At 61.7% G+C, this 18363-nt stretch carries 17 protein-coding genes and 1 riboswitch; of the genes, 4 read left to right on the top strand and 13 right to left on the bottom strand.

Annotation, left to right across the window (positions count from 1 at the left end; all coding sequences use genetic code 11):
- The first annotated feature begins 62 nt into the window (after positions 1 to 62).
- Positions 63 to 779 (top strand): glutathione S-transferase, encoded by a 717-nt coding sequence (locus CSE6_RS06945; protein WP_059440182.1) that lies wholly within the window; start codon positions 63 to 65, stop codon positions 777 to 779.
- Positions 780 to 896: 117 nt separating this feature from the next.
- Here the strand turns inward: CSE6_RS06945 and CSE6_RS06940 are convergent, their stop codons facing one another.
- From CSE6_RS06940 to CSE6_RS06910, 7 genes are all read right to left on the bottom strand, one after another.
- Entirely contained in the window at positions 897 to 1397 is a 501-nt protein-coding gene (locus CSE6_RS06940; protein ID WP_034379578.1) for a disulfide bond formation protein B, read from the bottom strand.
- A gap of 166 nt (positions 1398 to 1563) precedes the next feature.
- Positions 1564 to 2691 (bottom strand): sulfate/molybdate ABC transporter ATP-binding protein, encoded by a 1128-nt coding sequence (locus CSE6_RS06935; protein WP_003055644.1) that lies wholly within the window; start codon positions 2689 to 2691, stop codon positions 1564 to 1566.
- A 29-nt stretch (positions 2692 to 2720) separates the two neighbouring features.
- Positions 2721 to 3761, bottom strand: a complete 1041-nt coding sequence (gene cysW / locus CSE6_RS06930; RefSeq protein ID WP_034379617.1) for a sulfate ABC transporter permease subunit CysW — start codon at positions 3759 to 3761, stop codon at positions 2721 to 2723.
- Positions 3761 to 4618: a sulfate ABC transporter permease subunit CysT gene (cysT, locus tag CSE6_RS06925; protein WP_034352054.1), complete on the bottom strand. Its 858-nt coding sequence runs from the start codon at positions 4616 to 4618 to the stop codon at positions 3761 to 3763. The genes cysW and cysT overlap by 1 nt, the downstream gene beginning before the upstream one ends.
- A gap of 167 nt (positions 4619 to 4785) precedes the next feature.
- Positions 4786 to 5787: a sulfate ABC transporter substrate-binding protein gene (locus tag CSE6_RS06920; RefSeq protein WP_003079689.1), complete on the bottom strand. Its 1002-nt coding sequence runs from the start codon at positions 5785 to 5787 to the stop codon at positions 4786 to 4788.
- A gap of 218 nt (positions 5788 to 6005) precedes the next feature.
- Complete coding sequence (locus tag CSE6_RS06915; protein ID WP_034352047.1) at positions 6006 to 6593, bottom strand: alpha/beta hydrolase; 588 nt, start codon at positions 6591 to 6593, stop codon at positions 6006 to 6008.
- Between the two features lie 141 nt (positions 6594 to 6734).
- Positions 6735 to 7676: a LysR family transcriptional regulator gene (locus tag CSE6_RS06910; RefSeq protein WP_003067965.1), complete on the bottom strand. Its 942-nt coding sequence runs from the start codon at positions 7674 to 7676 to the stop codon at positions 6735 to 6737.
- A gap of 194 nt (positions 7677 to 7870) precedes the next feature.
- On the opposite strand from CSE6_RS06910, the gene CSE6_RS06905 reads away from it, so the two are divergent.
- Together CSE6_RS06905 and CSE6_RS06900 are read left to right on the top strand one after the other, a co-directional pair.
- Positions 7871 to 8488 carry an FMN-dependent NADH-azoreductase gene (locus CSE6_RS06905; protein ID WP_003067966.1) on the top strand — a complete coding sequence of 206 codons (618 nt, stop codon included), beginning with the start codon at positions 7871 to 7873 and terminating at the stop codon, positions 8486 to 8488.
- 230 nt (positions 8489 to 8718) lie between these two features.
- Complete coding sequence (locus CSE6_RS06900; protein WP_059440181.1) at positions 8719 to 9120, top strand: hypothetical protein; 402 nt, start codon at positions 8719 to 8721, stop codon at positions 9118 to 9120.
- A 41-nt stretch (positions 9121 to 9161) separates the two neighbouring features.
- Here the strand turns inward: CSE6_RS06900 and CSE6_RS06895 are convergent, their stop codons facing one another.
- The 6 genes from CSE6_RS06895 to CSE6_RS06870 form a co-directional block, all read right to left on the bottom strand.
- The gene (locus CSE6_RS06895; protein ID WP_059440180.1) at positions 9162 to 9959 is read right to left on the bottom strand and encodes an SDR family oxidoreductase; all 798 of its coding nucleotides are present in this window, start codon (positions 9957 to 9959) and stop codon (positions 9162 to 9164) included.
- A gap of 141 nt (positions 9960 to 10100) precedes the next feature.
- A complete protein-coding gene (locus tag CSE6_RS06890; protein WP_003070876.1) occupies positions 10101 to 11099 on the bottom strand; it encodes an ABC transporter substrate-binding protein in 999 nt (332 codons plus the stop codon).
- Positions 11100 to 11121: 22 nt separating this feature from the next.
- Positions 11122 to 11910, bottom strand: coding sequence for an ABC transporter permease (locus CSE6_RS06885; protein WP_059440179.1), 789 nt, complete (start codon positions 11908 to 11910; stop codon positions 11122 to 11124).
- Positions 11907 to 12644 carry an ABC transporter ATP-binding protein gene (locus CSE6_RS06880; RefSeq protein ID WP_238585647.1) on the bottom strand — a complete coding sequence of 246 codons (738 nt, stop codon included), beginning with the start codon at positions 12642 to 12644 and terminating at the stop codon, positions 11907 to 11909. The genes CSE6_RS06885 and CSE6_RS06880 overlap by 4 nt, the downstream gene beginning before the upstream one ends.
- A 25-nt stretch (positions 12645 to 12669) precedes the next feature.
- Complete coding sequence (locus CSE6_RS06875) at positions 12670 to 14136, bottom strand: acyl-CoA reductase (RefSeq protein ID WP_059440177.1); 1467 nt, start codon at positions 14134 to 14136, stop codon at positions 12670 to 12672.
- A complete protein-coding gene (locus CSE6_RS06870) occupies positions 14133 to 15227 on the bottom strand; it encodes a long-chain fatty acid--CoA ligase (RefSeq protein WP_059440176.1) in 1095 nt (364 codons plus the stop codon). Before CSE6_RS06870 ends, CSE6_RS06875 begins: the two co-directional genes overlap by 4 nt.
- A 70-nt stretch (positions 15228 to 15297) precedes the next feature.
- Positions 15298 to 15389, bottom strand: a riboswitch (TPP riboswitch).
- A gap of 310 nt (positions 15390 to 15699) precedes the next feature.
- Here CSE6_RS06870 and CSE6_RS06865 point away from each other — a divergent pair.
- Positions 15700 to 17838: a TonB-dependent receptor gene (locus CSE6_RS06865; RefSeq protein ID WP_059440175.1), complete on the top strand. Its 2139-nt coding sequence runs from the start codon at positions 15700 to 15702 to the stop codon at positions 17836 to 17838.
- Positions 17839 to 18363 lie beyond the last annotated feature (525 nt).

Here is an 18363-nt window from a genome sequence, read left to right as displayed (position 1 = left end):
CTAAGCCGCACAGGTCTGCATGGCTTCAGGGCAACGGGTACAGTACACGCCCAGCAAGCGCCATGGCGCTTTGGTTTCATTCATCTCATCAGATACCTGCCTTGACTGCCGCCGCCACCCTGCCCGTCCTGTACTCCTTTCGTCGCTGCCCCTACGCCATTCGCGCCCGTCTGGCGCTGGCCCATGCGGGCCTGGCGTGCGAACTGCGTGAAATCAATCTGCGCAACAAGCCACAGGCACTGCTCGACGCATCGCCCAAGGGCACGGTGCCCGTGCTGGTGCTGCAGGACGGAAAAGTCATTGATCAAAGCCTGGAAGTGATGCAGCATGCGCTGCGCGGCAACGACCCCGATGGCTGGCTGCAACCCACGCAGGGCAGCCTGGAGGACATGCTGACTCTGATCGAGCGCAACGACAGCTTCTTCAAACAGGCTCTTGATCGCTGCAAATACCCCGAGCGCCACGATGCCGAGGCCGTGAACCAGGCCCAGGCCGATGCCCTTACCTGGTTGTCCGCACTGAACGATCAGCTCGAGGAAACCGGCTATCTGTTCGGCCTCAACCCCAGTCTGGCCGATATGGCGCTGCGCCCCTTTGTGCGCCAGTACGCGCGCATCGACGAAGCGCAGTGGAACGAGCAGCCCTGGCCTCATCTGCAGCATTGGCTGCAGCGCTGGATTGACTCGGCCCTGTTTGCCGAAGTCATGGAAACCTATCCGGGCTGGTTGCCCGGCAGCAAGGGGCCGACATTTGTTGGCGAGAGCATGGAAAGCCTCTAATGGTGAAACCATGGCTGTAGCTGCTGGAGTGACAGCTACGGCCAGTGTTTCAGAGCCATGAAAAAGCCCCGGCAGCTTACGCTTGCCAGGGCTTCATAGTTTGGATGTCGCCGGGATTCAGCGCTTTACGCCCTTGAGCAACAGCATGGCCAGAATCACGAAAAACGCCACAAAGCAGACAAACGACCAGTTGGCAATGGAGCCGCCCAGCAAAGTCCAGTCAATGGCTGCACAGTCGCCAGAGCCCTGGAAGATCATCGGAATGGAGCGGCTGAAGGAGTAGTGCTCGATCATTCCGTAGAAGTCACGGCCGCAGGTCGCAAACTCGGGTGGATACCACTGCAGCCAGCTTTGACGTGCCGCCACAAACGCACCGAAACCGCTGGCCAACAGGGCCAGAATGCCAAAGCTCATCCACCAGCCTTTTTGGCCTCTTAAGCTTGCCAGCCCTGTGAAGATAGCTACCAAAATCAGTGCATAACGCTGCACGATGCACATGGGGCAAGGCTCCAGGCCCACCACATGCTGCAGGTAAAGGCCAAACGCCAGCATGGCCACACAGGCGACGCTGATCAGCGCCAGGATGCGCCGCGGCGCGGTTTCAAACCATTGAAGCATCAATATTCTTTCTGCGAAATTTCTGAATCATGCCAGCACCAAGGATAACGCCCTCTGATGCCTGCACGACTCCTTCGCAGGAGACAGCAAGCCAGAGCCGCCTCTCGGCGACTCTGAGACTCCCGCCTGAGAGGCAGGGGTAAGGCGCGTAGCGCCTCAGGGGGTGTCAAATCCCAGCCGCCTCATCCAGGAACACCTTGGCCCGGCGCGGCGTCACCACCAGGGTTTCACCTTCGCGCAGACCCATGTCCTTGAACTGCTGTGCGGGAATCTGGGCTTCAATCAACCCGTCTTCCCCGGCATGGCTGGCATTTGGTGTGGTCTCGGAGGGAATAAGTTCCAGCCTTGCAATGGGGCCGACCACAATGGCGCGCGAAAGCTGAGCCACGATGCCTGTGGGGCGCCCCTGGGCGTCGAGGTTCTGGCCCGGGGAATAGCGCTCCACTTCCAGATCATGGGGTCGCACATAGGCAAAAGCCTGGCTGTCCTGGGCACCGCGCGCATCGCTGCTGTCCAGTTGCATGCCCTCATCCAGATAGACCCGGCCATCGCTGGCACGACCCTTGAACAGATTCACATCGCCCAGGAAGCCATAGACAAACGGTGTGGCGGGGTTGTCCCAGACTTGCTGGGGCGTGCCTTCCTGTTCGATCTTGCCCTGGTTGATGACCACCACGCGATCCGCCACTTCCAGGGCCTCCTCCTGGTCGTGGGTCACGAAGATGGAGGTCACATGCAGCTCGTCGTGCAACTGGCGCAACCAGCGTCGCAGCTCCTTGCGTACCTTGGCATCCAGCGCACCAAAGGGCTCGTCAAGCAGCAGCACCTTGGGCTCGACAGCCAGGGCACGGGCCAGTGCGATACGCTGACGCTGGCCGCCCGAGAGTTGCGATGGATAGCGCTCGGCAATCCAGTCCAGCTGCACCAGCTTGAGCAGCTTCATGACCTTTTCCTTGATCACTGCCTCGCTGGGGCGTTCCTTGCGCGGCTTGACACGCAGGCCAAAAGCCACGTTCTCGAACACCGTCATATGACGGAACAGCGCGTAGTGCTGGAACACAAAGCCCACGTTGCGGTCTCGCACATGCACATCGGTGGTGTCTTCACCGCTGAAGTGGATGCTGCCCACATCGGCGGTCTCCAGACCCGCGATGATGCGCAGCAGCGTGGTCTTGCCGCAGCCCGATGGGCCGAGCAAGGCGATCAGCTCGCCCGATTTGATATCCAGACTCACATCGCGCAGGGCCTGAAAATCGCCGAACTGCTTGCTGACATTACGAATTTCGATACTCATGATGAATCTCTTGTTCTGATCCGGGCAGCTCAGGCTGCCTTGGCGGTTTTGTTCGTTGCGAGGCTGATCTGGCCTGGGCGCTCGGGCGGTGCTTCGGCAGCGGCCCTGGCCTGCTGCTCGGCACGCCATTCGGCGAGGGACTTGATCACCAGTGTCACCAGCGCCAGCAGCGCCAGCAGCGATGCCACGGCAAAGGCGGCTGCTGCCTGATAGTCGGCATACAGCACTTCCACATGCAGCGGCATGGTGTTGGTCTGGCCCCGGATATGGCCGGAGACCACGGACACGGCACCGAACTCGCCCATGGCACGGGCGTTGCACAGAATCACGCCATAGACCAGACCCCATTTGATATTGGGCAGGGTGACATTCCAGAAAGTCTGCCAGCCCGAGGCACCAAGCACAATGGCGGCCTGCTCTTCGTCGCTGCCCTGGGCCTGCATCAGCGGGATCAGTTCACGGGCGATGAAGGGAAAGGTCACGAACACGGTGGCCAGCACGATGCCGGGCACGGCAAAGATGATCTGGATCTCATGCTTGGCCAGCCAGGGGCCCAGCCAGCCGTTGGCGCCAAACACCAGCACGTACATCAGACCGGCAACCACGGGCGAGATGGAGAATGGCAGATCGATCAAGGTGGTCAAAAAGGCCTTGCCCTTGAACTCGTACTTGGCGATGCACCAGGCGGCGGCCACACCGAAGACCAGATTCAGGGGCACGGCAATCAGCGCCGTGATCAACGTGAGCTTGATGGACGAGATCGCATCAGGCTCGCCCAGCGACGTGACATAGACATCCCAGCCCTTGCGCAGCGCCTCGCCAAAGACGGACAGCAGCGGCAGGATCAGGAAGATCAGCATGAACAGCAGGGCCACTGTGGTCAGAACCCAGCGCACCCAGCGCGGCTCGGTCGTGGTCATCTTCTCCAGCTTGGCGCTCTTGGGCGGGGCCGTGATCTTGTAGAGCGCGACCAGGACCAGCAGAGCAATGGCGACGATGGTGAAAAGATGCGCCCAGATGGGCAGCAGATTGGGAAACAGCGCCTGAATCGCTGCGTGAATCGAAGACATCAGCGGCCTCCCTGCGCCTTGCGCTGCCATGCCTGCAGTGCGTTGATCAGCAGCAGCAATACAAAAGAGATCAGCAGCATCACCACGGCCACGGCCGTGGCACCGGCTACATCGTGTTGATCCAGCTTGGCCATGATGATCAGCGGAGTGATTTCCGAGACCATGGGAATGTTGCCGGCAATGAAGATCACCGAGCCATATTCACCCACGGCGCGCGCAAAAGCCATGGCAAAACCGGTCAGCAGCGCCGGACCGATATGCGGCAGTATGACCTTGTAGAAAATCTGCCAGCGCGATGCGCCCAGGCTGGTTGCCGCCTCTTCCAGCTCCTTCTCGAAGTCTTCAAGCACCGGCTGAACGGTACGCACCACAAAAGGCAGACCGATGAAAATCAGTGCAATGGCGATGCCCTTGGGGTTGTAGGCCATCTGAATGCCCAACGACTCGAAGTACTGTCCGATCCAGCCATTGCCCGCATACAGCGCCGACAGCGAGATACCGGCCACGGCCGTAGGCAGCGCAAACGGCAGATCGACCAGCGCATCCACCACCTTCTTGCCGGGGAACTGGTAGCGCACCAGCACCCAGGCGATCAGCATGCCGAACACCACGTTCACGCAGGCCGCAATAAAGGACATGGTGAAGGACAGCTCGTAGGAAGCGACCACGGCCGGCGCCGATACCGCAGTCCAGAACTGCTCCCAGGTCAATGAGAAGCTCTTGAACAGCAGGGCTACCAGCGGGATAAGCACGATGATGCTCAGATAGAAAATGGTGTAGCCCAGCGTCAACCCGAAACCGGGCAACACTCGCTTGGCACTACGCGCCTTGCGTGGGGCTAGAGCAGCAGAGGACATATTCAAAAGGCAATGTAGAAAAAGTGATTGCAGCCAACATGCCGGGCCTATGAACAGGCAGGCGCCCCACAGGGACGCCGAGCAAGGGCCGCCCCTTACGCTTGGGGCGTCGCCCCCTCCCGCGCAGCGAGAGAGGGGAAAGCGGCATGGCCGCTCAGGGGGAGTCTTTATTTACCGGGGGTGTAGAGCTTGTCGAACTGACCGCCATCGTTGAAGTGCACCTTCTGCGCTTCGGTCAGCGAACCGAAGTACTTGGCCACGGTGAACTGCTTGATGGGCTTGAATTGGTCGGCGTGCTTCTTGAGCACCGCTTCGGAGCGAGGACGGATCGCATGCTTGGCTGCGATTTCCTGGGCTTCGTCGGAGTACAGCCATTGCAGATAGTCGGTGGCCAGCTGGGTCGTGCCCTTCTTGGCGACGGTGCGCTCGACCACAGCCACAGGGTTCTCGGCCACGATGCTCACCGATGGGTAGACCGCGTCGACCTTGCCCTGGCCGAATTCACGGTCCACGGACACGACTTCGGATTCGAAGGTGATCAGCACATCGCCGATATTGCGCTGCAAGAAGATGCTGGTCGCATCGCGGCCGCCCTTGCCCAGCACAGGCACGTTCTTGTAGAGCTTCTGCACGAATTCGGCCGCTTGTGCATCGGTGCCGCCCTTTTCACGCACCGAACCCCAGGCTGCCAGATAGGCGTAGCGACCATTGCCACCGGTCTTGGGGTTGACCACCACGACCTTCACATCTGGGCGCACCAGATCGGACCAGTCCTTGATGTTCTTGGGATTGCCGTTGCGCACCAGGAACAGCATGGTCGATGTAGTGGGCGATGCGTCATGCGGGAACTTCTTGTTCCAGTCCTTGGCGACCACGCCGTTCTGGGCCAGGAAATCCACATCGGTGGTCGTGTTGAAAGTCACCACATCGGCAGCCAGGCCGTCATTGACGGCGCGGGCCTGGGCACTGGAGCCGCCATGGGACTGATCCACCTTGATGTCCACGCCCTTGGTCTTCTTGTAATGGGCGATGAATGCAGCGTTGTAATCCTTGTAGAACTCGCGGGCCACGTCATAGGAGACATTGAGCAGTTGAGTCTGTGCCGAGGCAGCGCCTGCTGCTGCCAGTGCGATGGATGCCAACAATGTCTTGAGCTTCACGGAATGCATGGTTCGCTGCCTTTTCTTGAGCAATGTGTATAGATGTACACATTGTGCGAACGACTCCTTAAAACTCAAAAGAATATATTTTTCTTTGTTTTTCTGAAATTCAATATAAAGAATAAAACAGCACGCGAATTCAAGGTAAAAAATAGCCGTAAGCGCTCTACCAGCAAGTGCATGCAGCTATCAAAAAAGAAGCACCAAAGAGAAGCAACCCCGGAATTTCAGGCCGCAAGTGCAGCTGCCTGCAAGGGCCGGGCCGAGGCCTGAGCATTCCAGCCGCCCTGCTCGGTCAGCGACTGCAGCAGTGCCAGCCCCAGTGGCCAGGCTCCGAAGCCCGACTCGATATTGATATGTCCGGCGTTCTGCAAACGCACCAGCTCGCTGCCCCAGGCCCTGGCATAAGCGCCCGCACGGCGAATGGGGCAGAACGGATCATTGCTGCTGGCCACCAGCACGCTGCGATAGGGCAGCGGCGCATAGGGCACGGGGGCGAAGTCGGCAAGCTGGGCGCGGCGCTCGGGGTCGGCAGGAGCCACCAGCAAGGCGCCATGAACGCGCGCCGCGGCAGCCTCGCCCAGATGCGCGGTCGTGATGCAGCCCAGGCTGTGAGCCACGATGACGGCAGGACGTTCATCGGAGAGCAAGACTCTTTCCAGCTCCGCCACCCAGGCATCGCGGTGCGGCACCAGCCAGTCCTGCTGCTGCACACGCACGGCGCCTTCCAGCTGCTCAGCCCACAGGCTTTGCCAATGGCCGGGACCGGAGTTGCGCCAGCCAGGCACGATCACGATGCGAAATGGGGATGTCATGCTGCCTCCTGTAATCTCGGAGCGCCAGCCGGGCCAGAGGAAAAAGCCCGGCGTGCTCCTGATCTGATAACAAGGCAGTCATTGTGGGCAAGGCCTGCCCAAATCCCAACGAATGTTTTGTTGTTATCTTATGGGCAGAAGCTAATGCTGCGCCGAGGCCGATGCTGCCTTTTGCACGGCAGAGATGCTGCTGCCCGGCATGCGCTCCCCAAGGAAGTCCAGGAAATGCCGCACCGCCGGTGCCAACCCACGCCGCGAGGGGAACACCGCATGCACGATGCCGCGCGGAGGTGCCCATTGCGGCAGCAACTGCACCAGAGTGCCCCGGGTCAATTCGTCCTGACACATATAGTCAGGCAGCCAGCACATGCCGCTGCCGGCCAGGGCCGCAAATTTCAGCGTCAGCAAGTCATCGACCACATAGCGCGGCTGTAGCTGCAGCCGGTGCTCCTTGCCTTCGGGCCCGACGAGCAGCAAGCTGGAATGACCGTCGACTGCCGTCATCGCCATGCTGTCCAGCAACTGCAAGTCCTCCAGGGACCTGGGCGTGCCCTGGCGCTGCAGCAGATCGGGGCTGGCCACCAGAATCTGGCGCGAGCTGTCGAGTCGCTTGACGACCATGGAGCCGCTGTCCTCCAGCGTGGCACGCACGCGCAATGCGACATCAACCCCCTCCTCGACCAGATTGACTGGGCGGTTGGTGACCTGCATCTCCACCTGCACCAGCGGGCAGCGCTTGAGGAATTCGGGCATCAGCTCGCCCAGGACGGTCTGCGCCAGCGTCACCGGGCAGGTCACACGAATGGTGCCGCGCGGCTCGGTCTGGACTTCGGCCACGGCATCCGACGCTGCCAGGGCGGCATCGCGCATGGCCTGGCCGTGGCGCAGAAAGGTCTCCCCCACTTGCGTCAGAGACAGCTTGCGGGTGGTGCGTTGCAGCAAGCGCACCCCAAGGTGGGCCTCAAGTTCAGCAACACGGCGCGAGAGGCGCGACTTGGGAATACCCAGTGCCCGCCCCGCAGCGGCAAAGCCGCCGCGCTCGACCACTTCGACGAAGTACAGCATGTCGTTGAGATCCACCATGCATATATCCTTGGACTCGATTGAATTGATATTTGGAACGATCTATCGCATTTTTGCAGACTTATTGCCAAATCTAAACAAATCTACAATCTATCCCATTGCAATTCAAAACGAATCACTGTTTTGCCGCAACGCAGCATCTGAGCTGGGCAAGAAGTGCTCTTTTACTCATTTTTAGAGGTATAGGTACCAATATGCAAATCCTGCACATCGACTCTTCCATCACTGGCTCCAGTTCCGTTACCCGCTCCCTGACAGCCGATATCGTTGCCAACCTCAAGCAGGCCAACCCCGAAGCCAAGGTGGACTACCTGGACCTGGCCGTGAGCGCCCCCAGCCACCTGAGCGCGCAATCTCTGGGCTTTCGCACCGGCCAGGCCGCTGCCACCGAAGTCGAACGCCAGGAAAACGCCGTCTCCGAAGCGCTGGTCAGCCAATTCCTGGCTGCTGACGTGATCGTGGTGGGTGCCCCCTTCTACAACTTCACCATCCCCTCGCAGCTGAAGGCCTGGCTGGACCGCATCGCCCAGGCTGGCCGTACGTTCAAGTACACCGCCACCGGCCCCGTGGGTCTGGCCGGCGACAAGAAGGTCATCGTCGCTTCCGCTCGCGGCGGCGCATACTCCACCAGCGAAGCGGGCCAGGCCATGGAGCACCAGGAAAGCTACCTGAAGGTGATCTTCGGCTTCATGGGCGTGACCGACGTGACCATCGTTCGTGCCGAAGGCGTGGCCATGGGCCCCGACGCCAAGGCTGCCGCCATGGAAGCAGCCAAGGCTCAGATCGAGCAAGCACAAGCCGTCGCTGCCTGATAGCAGGCAAAGCTGCAAAAGCCGGTACCGCCCAGGGCGTACCGGCTTTTTTGCGCGACAAACTTGCTCACGACCAAGGTTTCGGACATTTCCGACTGAAGTTCTGGAAAAAACTGCCGATCTGAAGGCCTGAACCCGCTATTTTTGATACGCTGAAAACAGTTAGATACCGATCAGGTCCGAGTCTCGGTTGCTCGGACATGCTTTCCCAGATGCCAGCTTCCCGCCCCATGCCCACCGCCGTCCGTCAATCGCCTCAGCGCTCCGACGAAAACCTCGTCGTCACCGCTATTGCCGCGTTTCTGGTGGCAGCACTGATTCTGGGCACGGTCGCCTATCAATATCTCAAGCATTCGCAGCAGCAAGAGCAGACCCGTACCGACCGTCAGGCCTACAAGCGCTACAACGACTATCTAAAGTCCACCGAGCAAGCCGCTCCCGAGCCGGCCGCCAAGCAGCCCGCCCCCGCACAGGCCAGCGCCGCGCCTGCCGCGCCACCCAGCATGGCCGAGAAGCTGCTCAGCCACCCTGCCGTCACGCCAGGCCCCGGCTTCAACGCTCCCGGCGTGCAGCAGACCGGCGTGGCCATCATCGATGCGATAGATCACGCCCAGGCAACCGCCAAGCAGTAAGGTCAAGAAGGCAGGCAGGCTTTGCCTTGCTGCACGGCAGCTCAGCGCATCACCAGACCGCCGTCGACAAGCAGCAGCTGCCCGGTCATGAAACCGCTGAGTTCCGACCCCAGGAACAGCACCGGCCCCGCCACATCTTCGGGCCGTGCCAGCCGCCGCAGCGGCGTGGCCGCCATCAGCGATTCACGAAAAGACTCCTTGCTGTCCTGCGTACCCTGCGTGGGATAGACCAACCCGGGTGCTACACAGTTGACGCGGATGCCTACTGGCCCAAGCTCGCTGGCCAGATTGCGGCTGAAGGCCAGCAAAGCCCCCTTGGATGTCGTGTAGTCGTGATAGGCAACGACTGGCTGCTCCACCAGATTGCTGACAATGTTGACAATGCTGCCGCGCGCGCGCTGGCGCATCAACGGCAGCACCGCACGGCAGACATTGAAGCTTGCACCGACGGCCCCGTCGAACTGGGCCTGATAGTCCGCCCATTGCAGATCGTCAAAACGGCTGCGGCGTTCCGGATCGAATGCATAGGGCCTGAAGGCATTGTTGACCACGATGTCGATGCCCCCCGCTTCGCGCACGATGCCGTCCACCATGCCCTGCACCGCCTCTGGCGAGCCCACATCGGCCTTGACCGCCCAGGCATCGCCGCCCGAGTCCTTGCCCGCGGCCAGGCAGGCATCCACGGTGCTGGCTGCAGCCTCGTCATTGGACAGGTAGTTGACGGCCACGGTCGCACCCTCGCGCGCAAACGCCAGGGCAATCGCCGCACCGATGCCGCGGCTGGCGCCCGTCACCAGCACCACCTTGCCGCGCAAGCCCATTGAAGAAGACTGACTCATATTCACGATTTCCGTTCAAACACTGGCAGATCCCAGGGAAGAGACAGCAGGCAAGGACCTTGGCGGCCTCGCCGCCCCGCTGCGATGCTGTCCTCCCCCAAGGCGCGAGGCCGCCCAGGCAACGCGCCTCCAAGGGGAGATTTACAGCGGCACAACCACATCCGCCACCTTGATCTGACGCTGCACCATGCCCAGCGCACGATAGGCATCGGCGCCTTTTTGCAGCGCAGCCATATCGAAACTGCCCAGCGGCTGGCCCTGGACTGCCGGCATGGAAGAGGCGTTACGCAGGCGGATCACATCCAGATTGATATCGCGACGCGTGCCGTCGATGGCATATTTGCTGGCCAGCACCGAGGCCTCCTCGGGATTCGCCATCATCCAGGCAGCGCTTTCGCGGTAGCCCTTGACGAATGCCTTGAGCAAGTCCTTCTTCTGCTGGAACACCTCCTCGCGCACCACAAACATGTCGCTGGACATATTGAGGTGGTCGCTGACCTGCATCACATTGACTTCGCCTATGCCCTTGCGCAGTCCCACAGCCAGGCCGGTATCCGTGGCGGCCGTGGCGTCAACCTGCCCTTGCATCAGGGGCGCAAAGTTCAACAGGCCGGTCACGACAATGCTCACATCCGACTCCTTGAGGCCGGCCTGATGCAGCATCACCAACAGGTTCTGGCGCGTGCCGCTGGCAAGGCTGTAGACACCGATCTTCTTGCCCTTGAGGTCTGCGGGCTTGCGAATGCCCGAGGACTTGAGCGAAACCACATTGAACACGTTCTGCGGATAGATGTCGTAGATCGCCACCAGCTTCTCGCCCTTGTCCAGAGCCATGAAGAAGGAGCCGGGATCGGTAAACGCCACGTCGGCCTGGCCGCTGAGGATGTTGCGAATCGCATCGCCGCCGCCTGCTCCGGGCAGATAGGCCAGTTCCACGCCGTTCGCCTTGAAGAAGCCTTTTTCGGGCTCAACCAGAATATTGGTGATCTCGCTGATGGGCTTGCTCCAGCCCGCCAGGCGAATCTTGCCCTGCAGAGGAACCGCCATGCTGGTGCCGGTCATGGCAAGGCCGCTCAGGCCTGCACAGGCGCCGAGCAGGCTGCGGCGAGAGATGAACGAAGTCTGGTTGCTGGAGTGCATGACAAATGGTTTGAAGATGCAGTCAGGCCCGGTCGCCCGACTGCGAGGTTGAAAAGTGATGAGAGCGCAGCAAATAGCGCTCCAGAACAAGGCAGGCCTGATACAGCAGCAGGCCCATGGCGGCGATCAGCACCAGCGCCGCAAACATCAGCGTGGTGTCCATCATTCCCTGGGCGGCAATGACCACGGCGCCCAGGCCCTGGCTTGCGCCCATGAACTCGGCCACCACGGCACCGACCAGCGCCAGCACGACGGCCACGCGCAGCCCGGCCAGAATCGCGGGCAGTCCGGTCGGCAGTTTCAGGCGCAGCAAGGTCTGCAGCCTGGTTGCGCCCAGCATGCGAAACAGCTGCAGGCGCTGGCCATCCACCTGCCGCAGGCCCGTCAATGTGTTTTCCATCAATGGGAAAAAGCAGATCAGCGCCGTGATCAGCACCGTCGGCAGCATGCCGAAGCCGAACCACAGCACGAACAGCGGCGCCAGAGCCAGCTTGGGCACGACCTGGCTGACCACCACATAGGGCTTGAGCACGCGCTCCAGCAACTCGGACTCGGCCAGAGCCATGCCAGCCAGCAAGCCCACGGCACTGCCGACGAGTAGCCCCAGCAGCAAGGCCTGCAAGGTAGCCCAGAGATGCGGCCAGAAATAGCCGGACGCGAGACCCGACCACAGCGACAGCGCCACCGCCGAGGGCGCGGGCAACACCAGCGCCGACAAACCAAATTGCCTCGCAGCCAGTTCCCATATTGCGATGACAGCTATCAAAAGCGAGGCAGACAGCCAGTGTGTTCTGTTCAGCAGGCCGCTCATGCGCCACCCCGGTCCATGGATGCGCGAATGCGCGCGCAATAGTCGTTGAACGCCGCGCCATGGCGCAGGCTCTGCTGGCGCGGCTGCGGCAGCTCGACGGACCAGTCGTCCACGATGCGGCCGCCATGCATGAGTGCAATGCGGTCACCCAGATAGACAGCCTCGTTGATGTCGTGGGTAACAAAGAGCACCGTCGTGCCATGGCGCTGGCAGGTGCGCAGCAAATCGTCCTGCAGTTCGGCACGCGTAATGGCATCCAGCGCCGCAAAAGGCTCGTCGAGCAGCAGCAGCGGCGGCTCCAGAATCAGAGCTCGCGCCAGCGCCGCGCGACTTTGCTGTCCACCCGAGAGCTGCCCAGGGTAAAGCCGGGCATGGGCGGCAAGGCCCAGTTGCTCCAGCAACTGCATGGCTGCATGTCGGTCCTGCTGCGTGGGTTTGCGCTGCAGCGATACAGGCAGCAGCACGTTGTCGATCACCGTATGCCAGTCCAGCAGCGTCGGCGCCTGGAACATAAAGCCCAGTTGCGGCCCCGGCGCTGCCAGTTCGGTGCCGCGCAGCAAGACATGCCCCGACTGGGGCCTGAGCAGGCCAGCCGCCAGCTTGAGCAGCGTGGTCTTGCCGCAGCCGCTGCGCCCCAGCAGGCAGTGAAACTCTCCAGCCTCGACCTGCCAGTCCACGCCATCCACCACGGGCACTCGTCCCGGGTAGCTGAATCGTGCCTGCTTGAATTCCATGAATGCCACGGCTGTACCCGCCCCCTCAATCCGCATAATCAGCCAGCGGCTGGGCCGCAAGTTCCGCCGACTGCTCGATCTCCGTCATGCGCACCAGATCCAGCAGGTTGAAGCGCCCGTCATGGTGCCATCCCGCCTCGGGCATGCTCATGGAGCCGATGGCGCTGATACGCGTAACGCCAGCCGCACCCAGCAGCCCGGCCAGGCGGTACAGCTCTTCGGGGCCGGCAGCAATGCCGGCGGTCTGCAGATAGTCGCGCTGAGCGGCCACCACGGGCAGCACGGCATCGAGCCGGTCCACAGCCACCACGGCAATCGTGCGGTACAGCGCGGTCGGTGCCAAGGGCTGAAGACTCTCGCTGTAGGCAACGCTCCAGGGCGCATCCACAGGTCCCAGCAGCTGGTGTGCTTCACCGCCCCACTCCATGTTCTGCTGCCAGCGTGCCAGCGCCGCCCCTTCTTCCAGATCCAGTTCGCGGCGTGCAAATCGTCGCTGCAGATTGGCAAGCTCGGCTGCCAGATAGTCGGCAAAAGCACGCGCAGAGACCGGCGCCCCACGCTGCACATAGAACACATGGGGCGAGTAGCAGCCCTGCTGGTCATAGCGCATCACGTCCCAGGCCGCCAGCCTTGCCATGGCCGGAGCCTTGAGCGTATCCAGCGCCTGCGCGTCGATCAGGCCAAAGCCCAGCTTGTGGCCATGGGGCAAAAAGCGCGTCGTCACGGGCAGGCGACGACGCAACGCATCCAGCGTCTGGTTGCCGCCATAGGCCAGCACCGTATCGGCCTGGGCATAGAGCGCGTCGGCCTCCTCGCCACCTGCACCGCGCCACCACACCACGGCCAGGCAATCGGCCAGCGGCGGGTGGACCTCTGCTAGCAAGCGTGCAAACCATCCCGCAAACAAGGGCTCGGCACTGGCCAGCTTGCCAATCGCAGGGGCCTTGACCAGCAGGCCGCAGACCAGGCTCCACAGCGACAGCGCAGGTACGTTGCCGGCCCAGCTATGCACCAGCAGATCCGGGCCGAAAGCACGTACGGCCCCGCCCTTGGCTGCCGGTTGAAAACCATCAAGTACTGCCGGATTGGCAAAATCCTCGGCCACAAAGCGCTTGAGCTGCGCTGCACGAAAGGTCTTGAAAAATCCTGTCAGCCCCAGCCGCACCATATCGGCGTCATAGCCGCTGACCACGGGCAGCCAGGCTTCGGCTTGCTGGCGGTAGATGTCGTTACGGTCAAGCAGGCGGGCCATCGCACGATCGACGGCATCGATGATCTCGGCCACCGGCATGGGGCGCAGATGGGCGGCCGCGGCCTTGCGCACACGGCAGGCCAGTGCCTGCATCTGCGGCGCCGTCAGCACGGGCACGCTGACTTCCAGCCTCTGGCCGTCGCGGGACTCGAAGTCCAGCGTCTGCCACTGCACTTCGTCGTCGCCGAGGCCCGGCAGATAGCCTGCCTTGATACGCTGTAGCTTGCGCTGCTCGCTCATGCGCCGGCAGCTTTCACAAACTCTTCAACCGCCAGCGAGCAACCCTTGGCGGCGGCGCCCTCGGCGCGCCCCAGCAGCAAAAAGCCGTCTTTTTCCTGCGGACCGGCCCACAGGCCCACATCCTCGGTCAGGATGGTGGTCACCGCGTTGTAGTTGGCCAGATCGCAATGCACCAGAATGCCGCGCTCACCAGCTGCCACGTCCCTGCCGGTGATCGGCTCCACCAGACGCGAGCGAATCCAGTGCGGACCGGACTTGACCGAGGGCAGAATCGCATTGCCATCGTCATAGAACTGGGTACTCAGCTCCGTCATGCCATACATATTGATGCACAGACTGCGCGGCACGCCCAGCAGCTGCGAAAGCTCGGCATAGAACTGCTCGAGCGGCAGCTCGCGCGACTGCCCCTTGTAGCCGCCCGTATCCAGTACGCGGCTGCCTGCAGGCAGGCGAAAGCTGCGGCCCTGCGCACGCAGGGCATCCATCACATGGACCAGGCTGAAGCTCGCGCCCAGCAACGCAAACGGCTGGCCACTGCGCTCGGACTCTTCCAGCGCGGCACACAGGGCCGGCATGTCCAGCCCTTCCGAGTTCAGATAGTAGCGGCTGCCTGCCGAGCCGAATTCGGAACAGGCCAGGGCCAGATAGTGGGCCAGCGAGGAATTGGGCATGGCCTGCTCATCGGGAAACAGAATGCCCATGGGCATGCGCTCCAGCCCCTGCATGAAACGTCTGGCGAAATAGCGCTTCATGGACAGGTCGTAGACATCGAGCTGCGGATGGAAATGACGTCCGCGCGCAGCGCGTCCCGTGGTGCCGCTGGTCATGAATACGCGCTCGGCGGACGACGGCGGCTCGCTGCGCAGCTCCATGGCCTTGAAGGCATCGATGGGCACAGCCGGAACATCGCGCCAGCTCCTGACCGTGCGCAGCGTAGCACCGCGTCGCTGGCAAAAGCTGCGAAACGGCGCATTGCATTCGTACTGGTAGGCGAAAAGGCGCAGGGCGAGTTGATTGAACTGGTCGTCGGTGCAGTCATCCATTGCGATGAAAGCAAGCAGATCTGCGACCAGCGAAGCGGCCTTGTCCATGAAATTCCTTCGAGAGCGGGGACATCATGCTCCGAAGGCTTGCTGACCATGCGAGAACGCACTGCCCTGAGGTCAGCTTGCAAGCTCTTCTTCCGCCGGTATGAACCGGGTCAAGTTCGCGGGTGTAGATCTCAGCACTGGCGTGCACCCCGGAGCGCGGCGCCATCTTACCCCAACGGCATCACTGCAAGGGGGCTGCACCGCCGCATGAAAGTCGCGTCACTTGTAACCTGGGGTAATGCTCCAGCACGGGCAAGAAGGACATACAGGGCAAAAACATCAAAATACTGCTGCCCAAATACAATCGACCCAGCACCGCAAGCTGCCTGAGACGTAACCTGCCACGGCGCCGACAATCACGCAGGTACGCCATGCCTGAAAGCGCGGCATGTCGCGTCGATGGACTGCGTCAGCAGAGCTTGCAAGCCATCCAGGGCACTGAATGCCCGCCCCAAGCCCCAGAGATATTCACATGCATTTTTCGCGCCTTTGTCATCTGGCAGGCTGGCCTGTGGCCGCCGCCGGACTGCTGCTGACGGCACAGTCCGCAACAGCCCAGCAAGCCGCCGCCCAGCCGGAACTGCCCCAGTTGTCCGAAGTCACCGTGCGCAGCACCTTGCAGGAGTCTGCACTTGAGCAAACCCCGGCCTCCGTGACCGTGCTCGACGGCGAGCGCATGCGCGAGCGCAATCTGCAGGTCAATCTCTCGGAGTCCCTGAGTGCAGCTCCGGGTCTGCAGCTGCAGAACCGTCAGAACTACGCGCAAGACCTGCAGCTGTCGATTCGCGGCTTTGGCGCACGATCCACCTTCGGCGTGCGCGGCATACAGATCTATGTGGACGGCATCCCCTCCACCATGCCCGATGGCCAGGGTCAGACCAACAATATCGATATCGCCTCGCTGGAGCGCGTGGAAGTGCTGCGCGGTCCTTACTCCGCCCTCTACGGCAACGCCTCTGGCGGAGTGATCAATGCCTATACCGAACGTGGTGAAGGCGCGCCCTCGGTGCAAAGCAGCTTTGCACTGGGCAGCGACGGCCAGAAGCGCCTGGGCCTCAAGGCCAAGGGCGAAACCAACGGGATTGGCTATGTGCTCAGCGCCAGCCGTTTTCTCACCGACGGCTACCGGGCCCAGAGCGCGGCGGACAAAAACCTGTTCAACGCCCGCATCGATGTCAAGCCCGACGAATACAGCCAGCTAACCCTGGTCGCCAACCATGTGGACATCGATGCCAAGGACCCCGGCGGCATCACGCCCAAGGACTGGGCGGCAGATCCGAAGGCTGTGGCGTCCAACCCCTTGCTCTACGATTCGCGCAAAAGCGTGAAGCAAACCCAGGCCGGCCTGACCTATGAGCGCCAGCTGGACGGCGGCCAGGCGCTGCGCCTCATGGCCTATGCCGGTCAGCGCGAAATGATGCAGTTCCAGTCCACACCCAAGGCATCGCAGACCGGCTACAGAGGCGGAGTGATCGGTCTCAAGCGCGACTATGGCGGCATCGATGCGCGCTGGAGCGGCAAATACGAGCTGGGCAGCGGCAGCCTGAGCCTGATTGCCGGCCTGGCCGCCAACACTGTCAGGGAAGACCGTCAGGGCTACAAGAACTTTGCGGGCAACCAGCTGGGCGTGGTCGGCGAGCTGGTGCGCGACGAGCGCAACACCCTCACCAGCATAGACCCCTATCTGCAAGCCTCCTGGGCCTTTGCACCGCGCTGGAAGCTCGATGCCGGCCTGCGCTGGAGCAATGTGCAGTTCCAATCGCGCGACCATTTCCTGGCAGACAAGAACGACAGCGGCAATGCCGGATTCCATAAGCTGCTGCCGGTTGTTTCGCTCCAGCACGAGCTCAATCAGGACACCAATATCTATGCCTCGCTGGGTCGCGGCATGGAAACACCGACCTTCAACGAGATCTCGTACCGCCCCGATCTGGCGGGCGGTCTGAACTTCGGCCTCAAACCTGCGGTATCGACCAGTGCCGAGCTGGGCATCAAGCAACGCTTCAATGTGGCCGGACTGCGCGGCGACTGGTCTGCCGCACTGTTCCAGACCCAGACCGACGATGAAATTGTGGTGGCCAGCAACGACAACGGCCGCACCTCTTATCAGAATGCCGGCAAGACCCGCCGCCGCGGCATGGAGCTGAGCACCAGCACCTGGCTGATGCCCCAGTTGCGCCTGAGCGGCGCGCTGACCTTGCTTGATGCCAGCCTGCGCAGCGGCTATTGCGACAGCAAGGGCCAGGACTGCACTCCCGCCGGCAACCGTATTGCCGGCACGGCCAGGCATTTGGGCTACCTGGGACTGGAATGGCTTCCCGCCACCGACTGGCGTGTGGGCCTGGACTGGCGTCATGTGGGCCGTATTGCCGCTGACGACAAGAACCAGGTCTATGCCCCCAGCTACAACGTTGCCAGCCTGAGCGTTGGCTACACCAAACGCCTGGGCGCCTGGAAGCTCAGTGCTTTTGCCCGCGTCGACAATCTGACCGACAAGAACTATGTGGGCTCGGTCATCGTCAACGAAGCGACCAAGCCCGAGGGCCGCTACTACGAACCGGCCCCGGGGCGCCAATGGATGGCCGGAACCAGCCTCAGCTACCAGTTCTAGGCATGTCATCCGCATAATCGGACAGCAGCAAGCGGGCCTGGTGCCCGCTTTTTTCATGTCCGGACAGATCAAAGACGATTTTTCAGAAAAATATTTGGTGCCTGCAATCTGCCTGTTTGAGCCCGAAAGCCGCCAATCCCGCGCCGGTTTGACTGCCTGACGGTAGATGCCTCCAGCAAGCTTGCGCCCTTCAGCAGTGCAAGCCACGTCAAAACATGGCTATCCACGTCCAATCTCACGAATCTTCACGCCGGCGCTCGTGCAGTTTGAGCGAAGTTAGCCCCTGAAGCAGGCATGAACGGCACACAGAAATTCTTCACTCTGCAACACGCTGCCATCAGGCGTGCAACTTCTACGAAATGCAGGGCAAATGGCAACAGGTGACTCCCCAAAGTAAAGAAATCATTTCTTATAGGAAATTCACATAAAAAGAGCTCAGATGGCGGGCTTTTGAAAGCAAATTCACAGCGCTAGAATCCGCCACCAGCGCTGCCTCGTATGTTTTAAGCCGGGGCACGGTTTCAG

The sequence above is a fragment of the Comamonas sp. E6 genome (genome assembly GCF_001010305.1).
In the GTDB taxonomy this organism is placed as follows: Bacteria; Pseudomonadota; Gammaproteobacteria; order Burkholderiales; family Burkholderiaceae_C; genus Comamonas; species Comamonas thiooxydans.
Note: the sequence above shows the minus strand (reverse complement) of the source record. Positions and strands in the feature narration are given on the sequence as shown.

What these genes read in the sequence shown, in the direction of transcription:
- CSE6_RS06915 (WP_034352047.1), bottom strand. Translation starts at nt 6,593, where the DNA reads ATGACATCCCCATTTCGCATCGTGATCGTGCCTGGCTGGCGCAACTCC.
- CSE6_RS06900 (WP_059440181.1), top strand. Translation starts at nt 8,719, where the DNA reads ATGCCCACCGCCGTCCGTCAATCGCCTCAGCGCTCCGACGAAAACCTC.
- CSE6_RS06935 (WP_003055644.1), bottom strand. Translation starts at nt 2,691, where the DNA reads ATGAGTATCGAAATTCGTAATGTCAGCAAGCAGTTCGGCGATTTTCAG.
- CSE6_RS06870 (WP_059440176.1), bottom strand. Translation starts at nt 15,227, where the DNA reads ATGGACAAGGCCGCTTCGCTGGTCGCAGATCTGCTTGCTTTCATCGCA.
- CSE6_RS06890 (WP_003070876.1), bottom strand. Translation starts at nt 11,099, where the DNA reads ATGCACTCCAGCAACCAGACTTCGTTCATCTCTCGCCGCAGCCTGCTC.
- CSE6_RS06940 (WP_034379578.1), bottom strand. Translation starts at nt 1,397, where the DNA reads ATGCTTCAATGGTTTGAAACCGCGCCGCGGCGCATCCTGGCGCTGATC.
- CSE6_RS06875 (WP_059440177.1), bottom strand. Translation starts at nt 14,136, where the DNA reads ATGAGCGAGCAGCGCAAGCTACAGCGTATCAAGGCAGGCTATCTGCCG.
- CSE6_RS06880 (WP_238585647.1), bottom strand. Translation starts at nt 12,644, where the DNA reads ATGGAATTCAAGCAGGCACGATTCAGCTACCCGGGACGAGTGCCCGTG.
- CSE6_RS06885 (WP_059440179.1), bottom strand. Translation starts at nt 11,910, where the DNA reads ATGAGCGGCCTGCTGAACAGAACACACTGGCTGTCTGCCTCGCTTTTG.
- CSE6_RS06905 (WP_003067966.1), top strand. Translation starts at nt 7,871, where the DNA reads ATGCAAATCCTGCACATCGACTCTTCCATCACTGGCTCCAGTTCCGTT.
- cysW (WP_034379617.1), bottom strand. Translation starts at nt 3,761, where the DNA reads ATGTCTTCGATTCACGCAGCGATTCAGGCGCTGTTTCCCAATCTGCTG.
- cysT (WP_034352054.1), bottom strand. Translation starts at nt 4,618, where the DNA reads ATGTCCTCTGCTGCTCTAGCCCCACGCAAGGCGCGTAGTGCCAAGCGA.
- CSE6_RS06910 (WP_003067965.1), bottom strand. Translation starts at nt 7,676, where the DNA reads ATGGTGGATCTCAACGACATGCTGTACTTCGTCGAAGTGGTCGAGCGC.
- CSE6_RS06865 (WP_059440175.1), top strand. Translation starts at nt 15,700, where the DNA reads ATGCATTTTTCGCGCCTTTGTCATCTGGCAGGCTGGCCTGTGGCCGCC.
- CSE6_RS06895 (WP_059440180.1), bottom strand. Translation starts at nt 9,959, where the DNA reads ATGAGTCAGTCTTCTTCAATGGGCTTGCGCGGCAAGGTGGTGCTGGTG.
- CSE6_RS06920 (WP_003079689.1), bottom strand. Translation starts at nt 5,787, where the DNA reads ATGCATTCCGTGAAGCTCAAGACATTGTTGGCATCCATCGCACTGGCA.
- CSE6_RS06945 (WP_059440182.1), top strand. Translation starts at nt 63, where the DNA reads ATGGCGCTTTGGTTTCATTCATCTCATCAGATACCTGCCTTGACTGCC.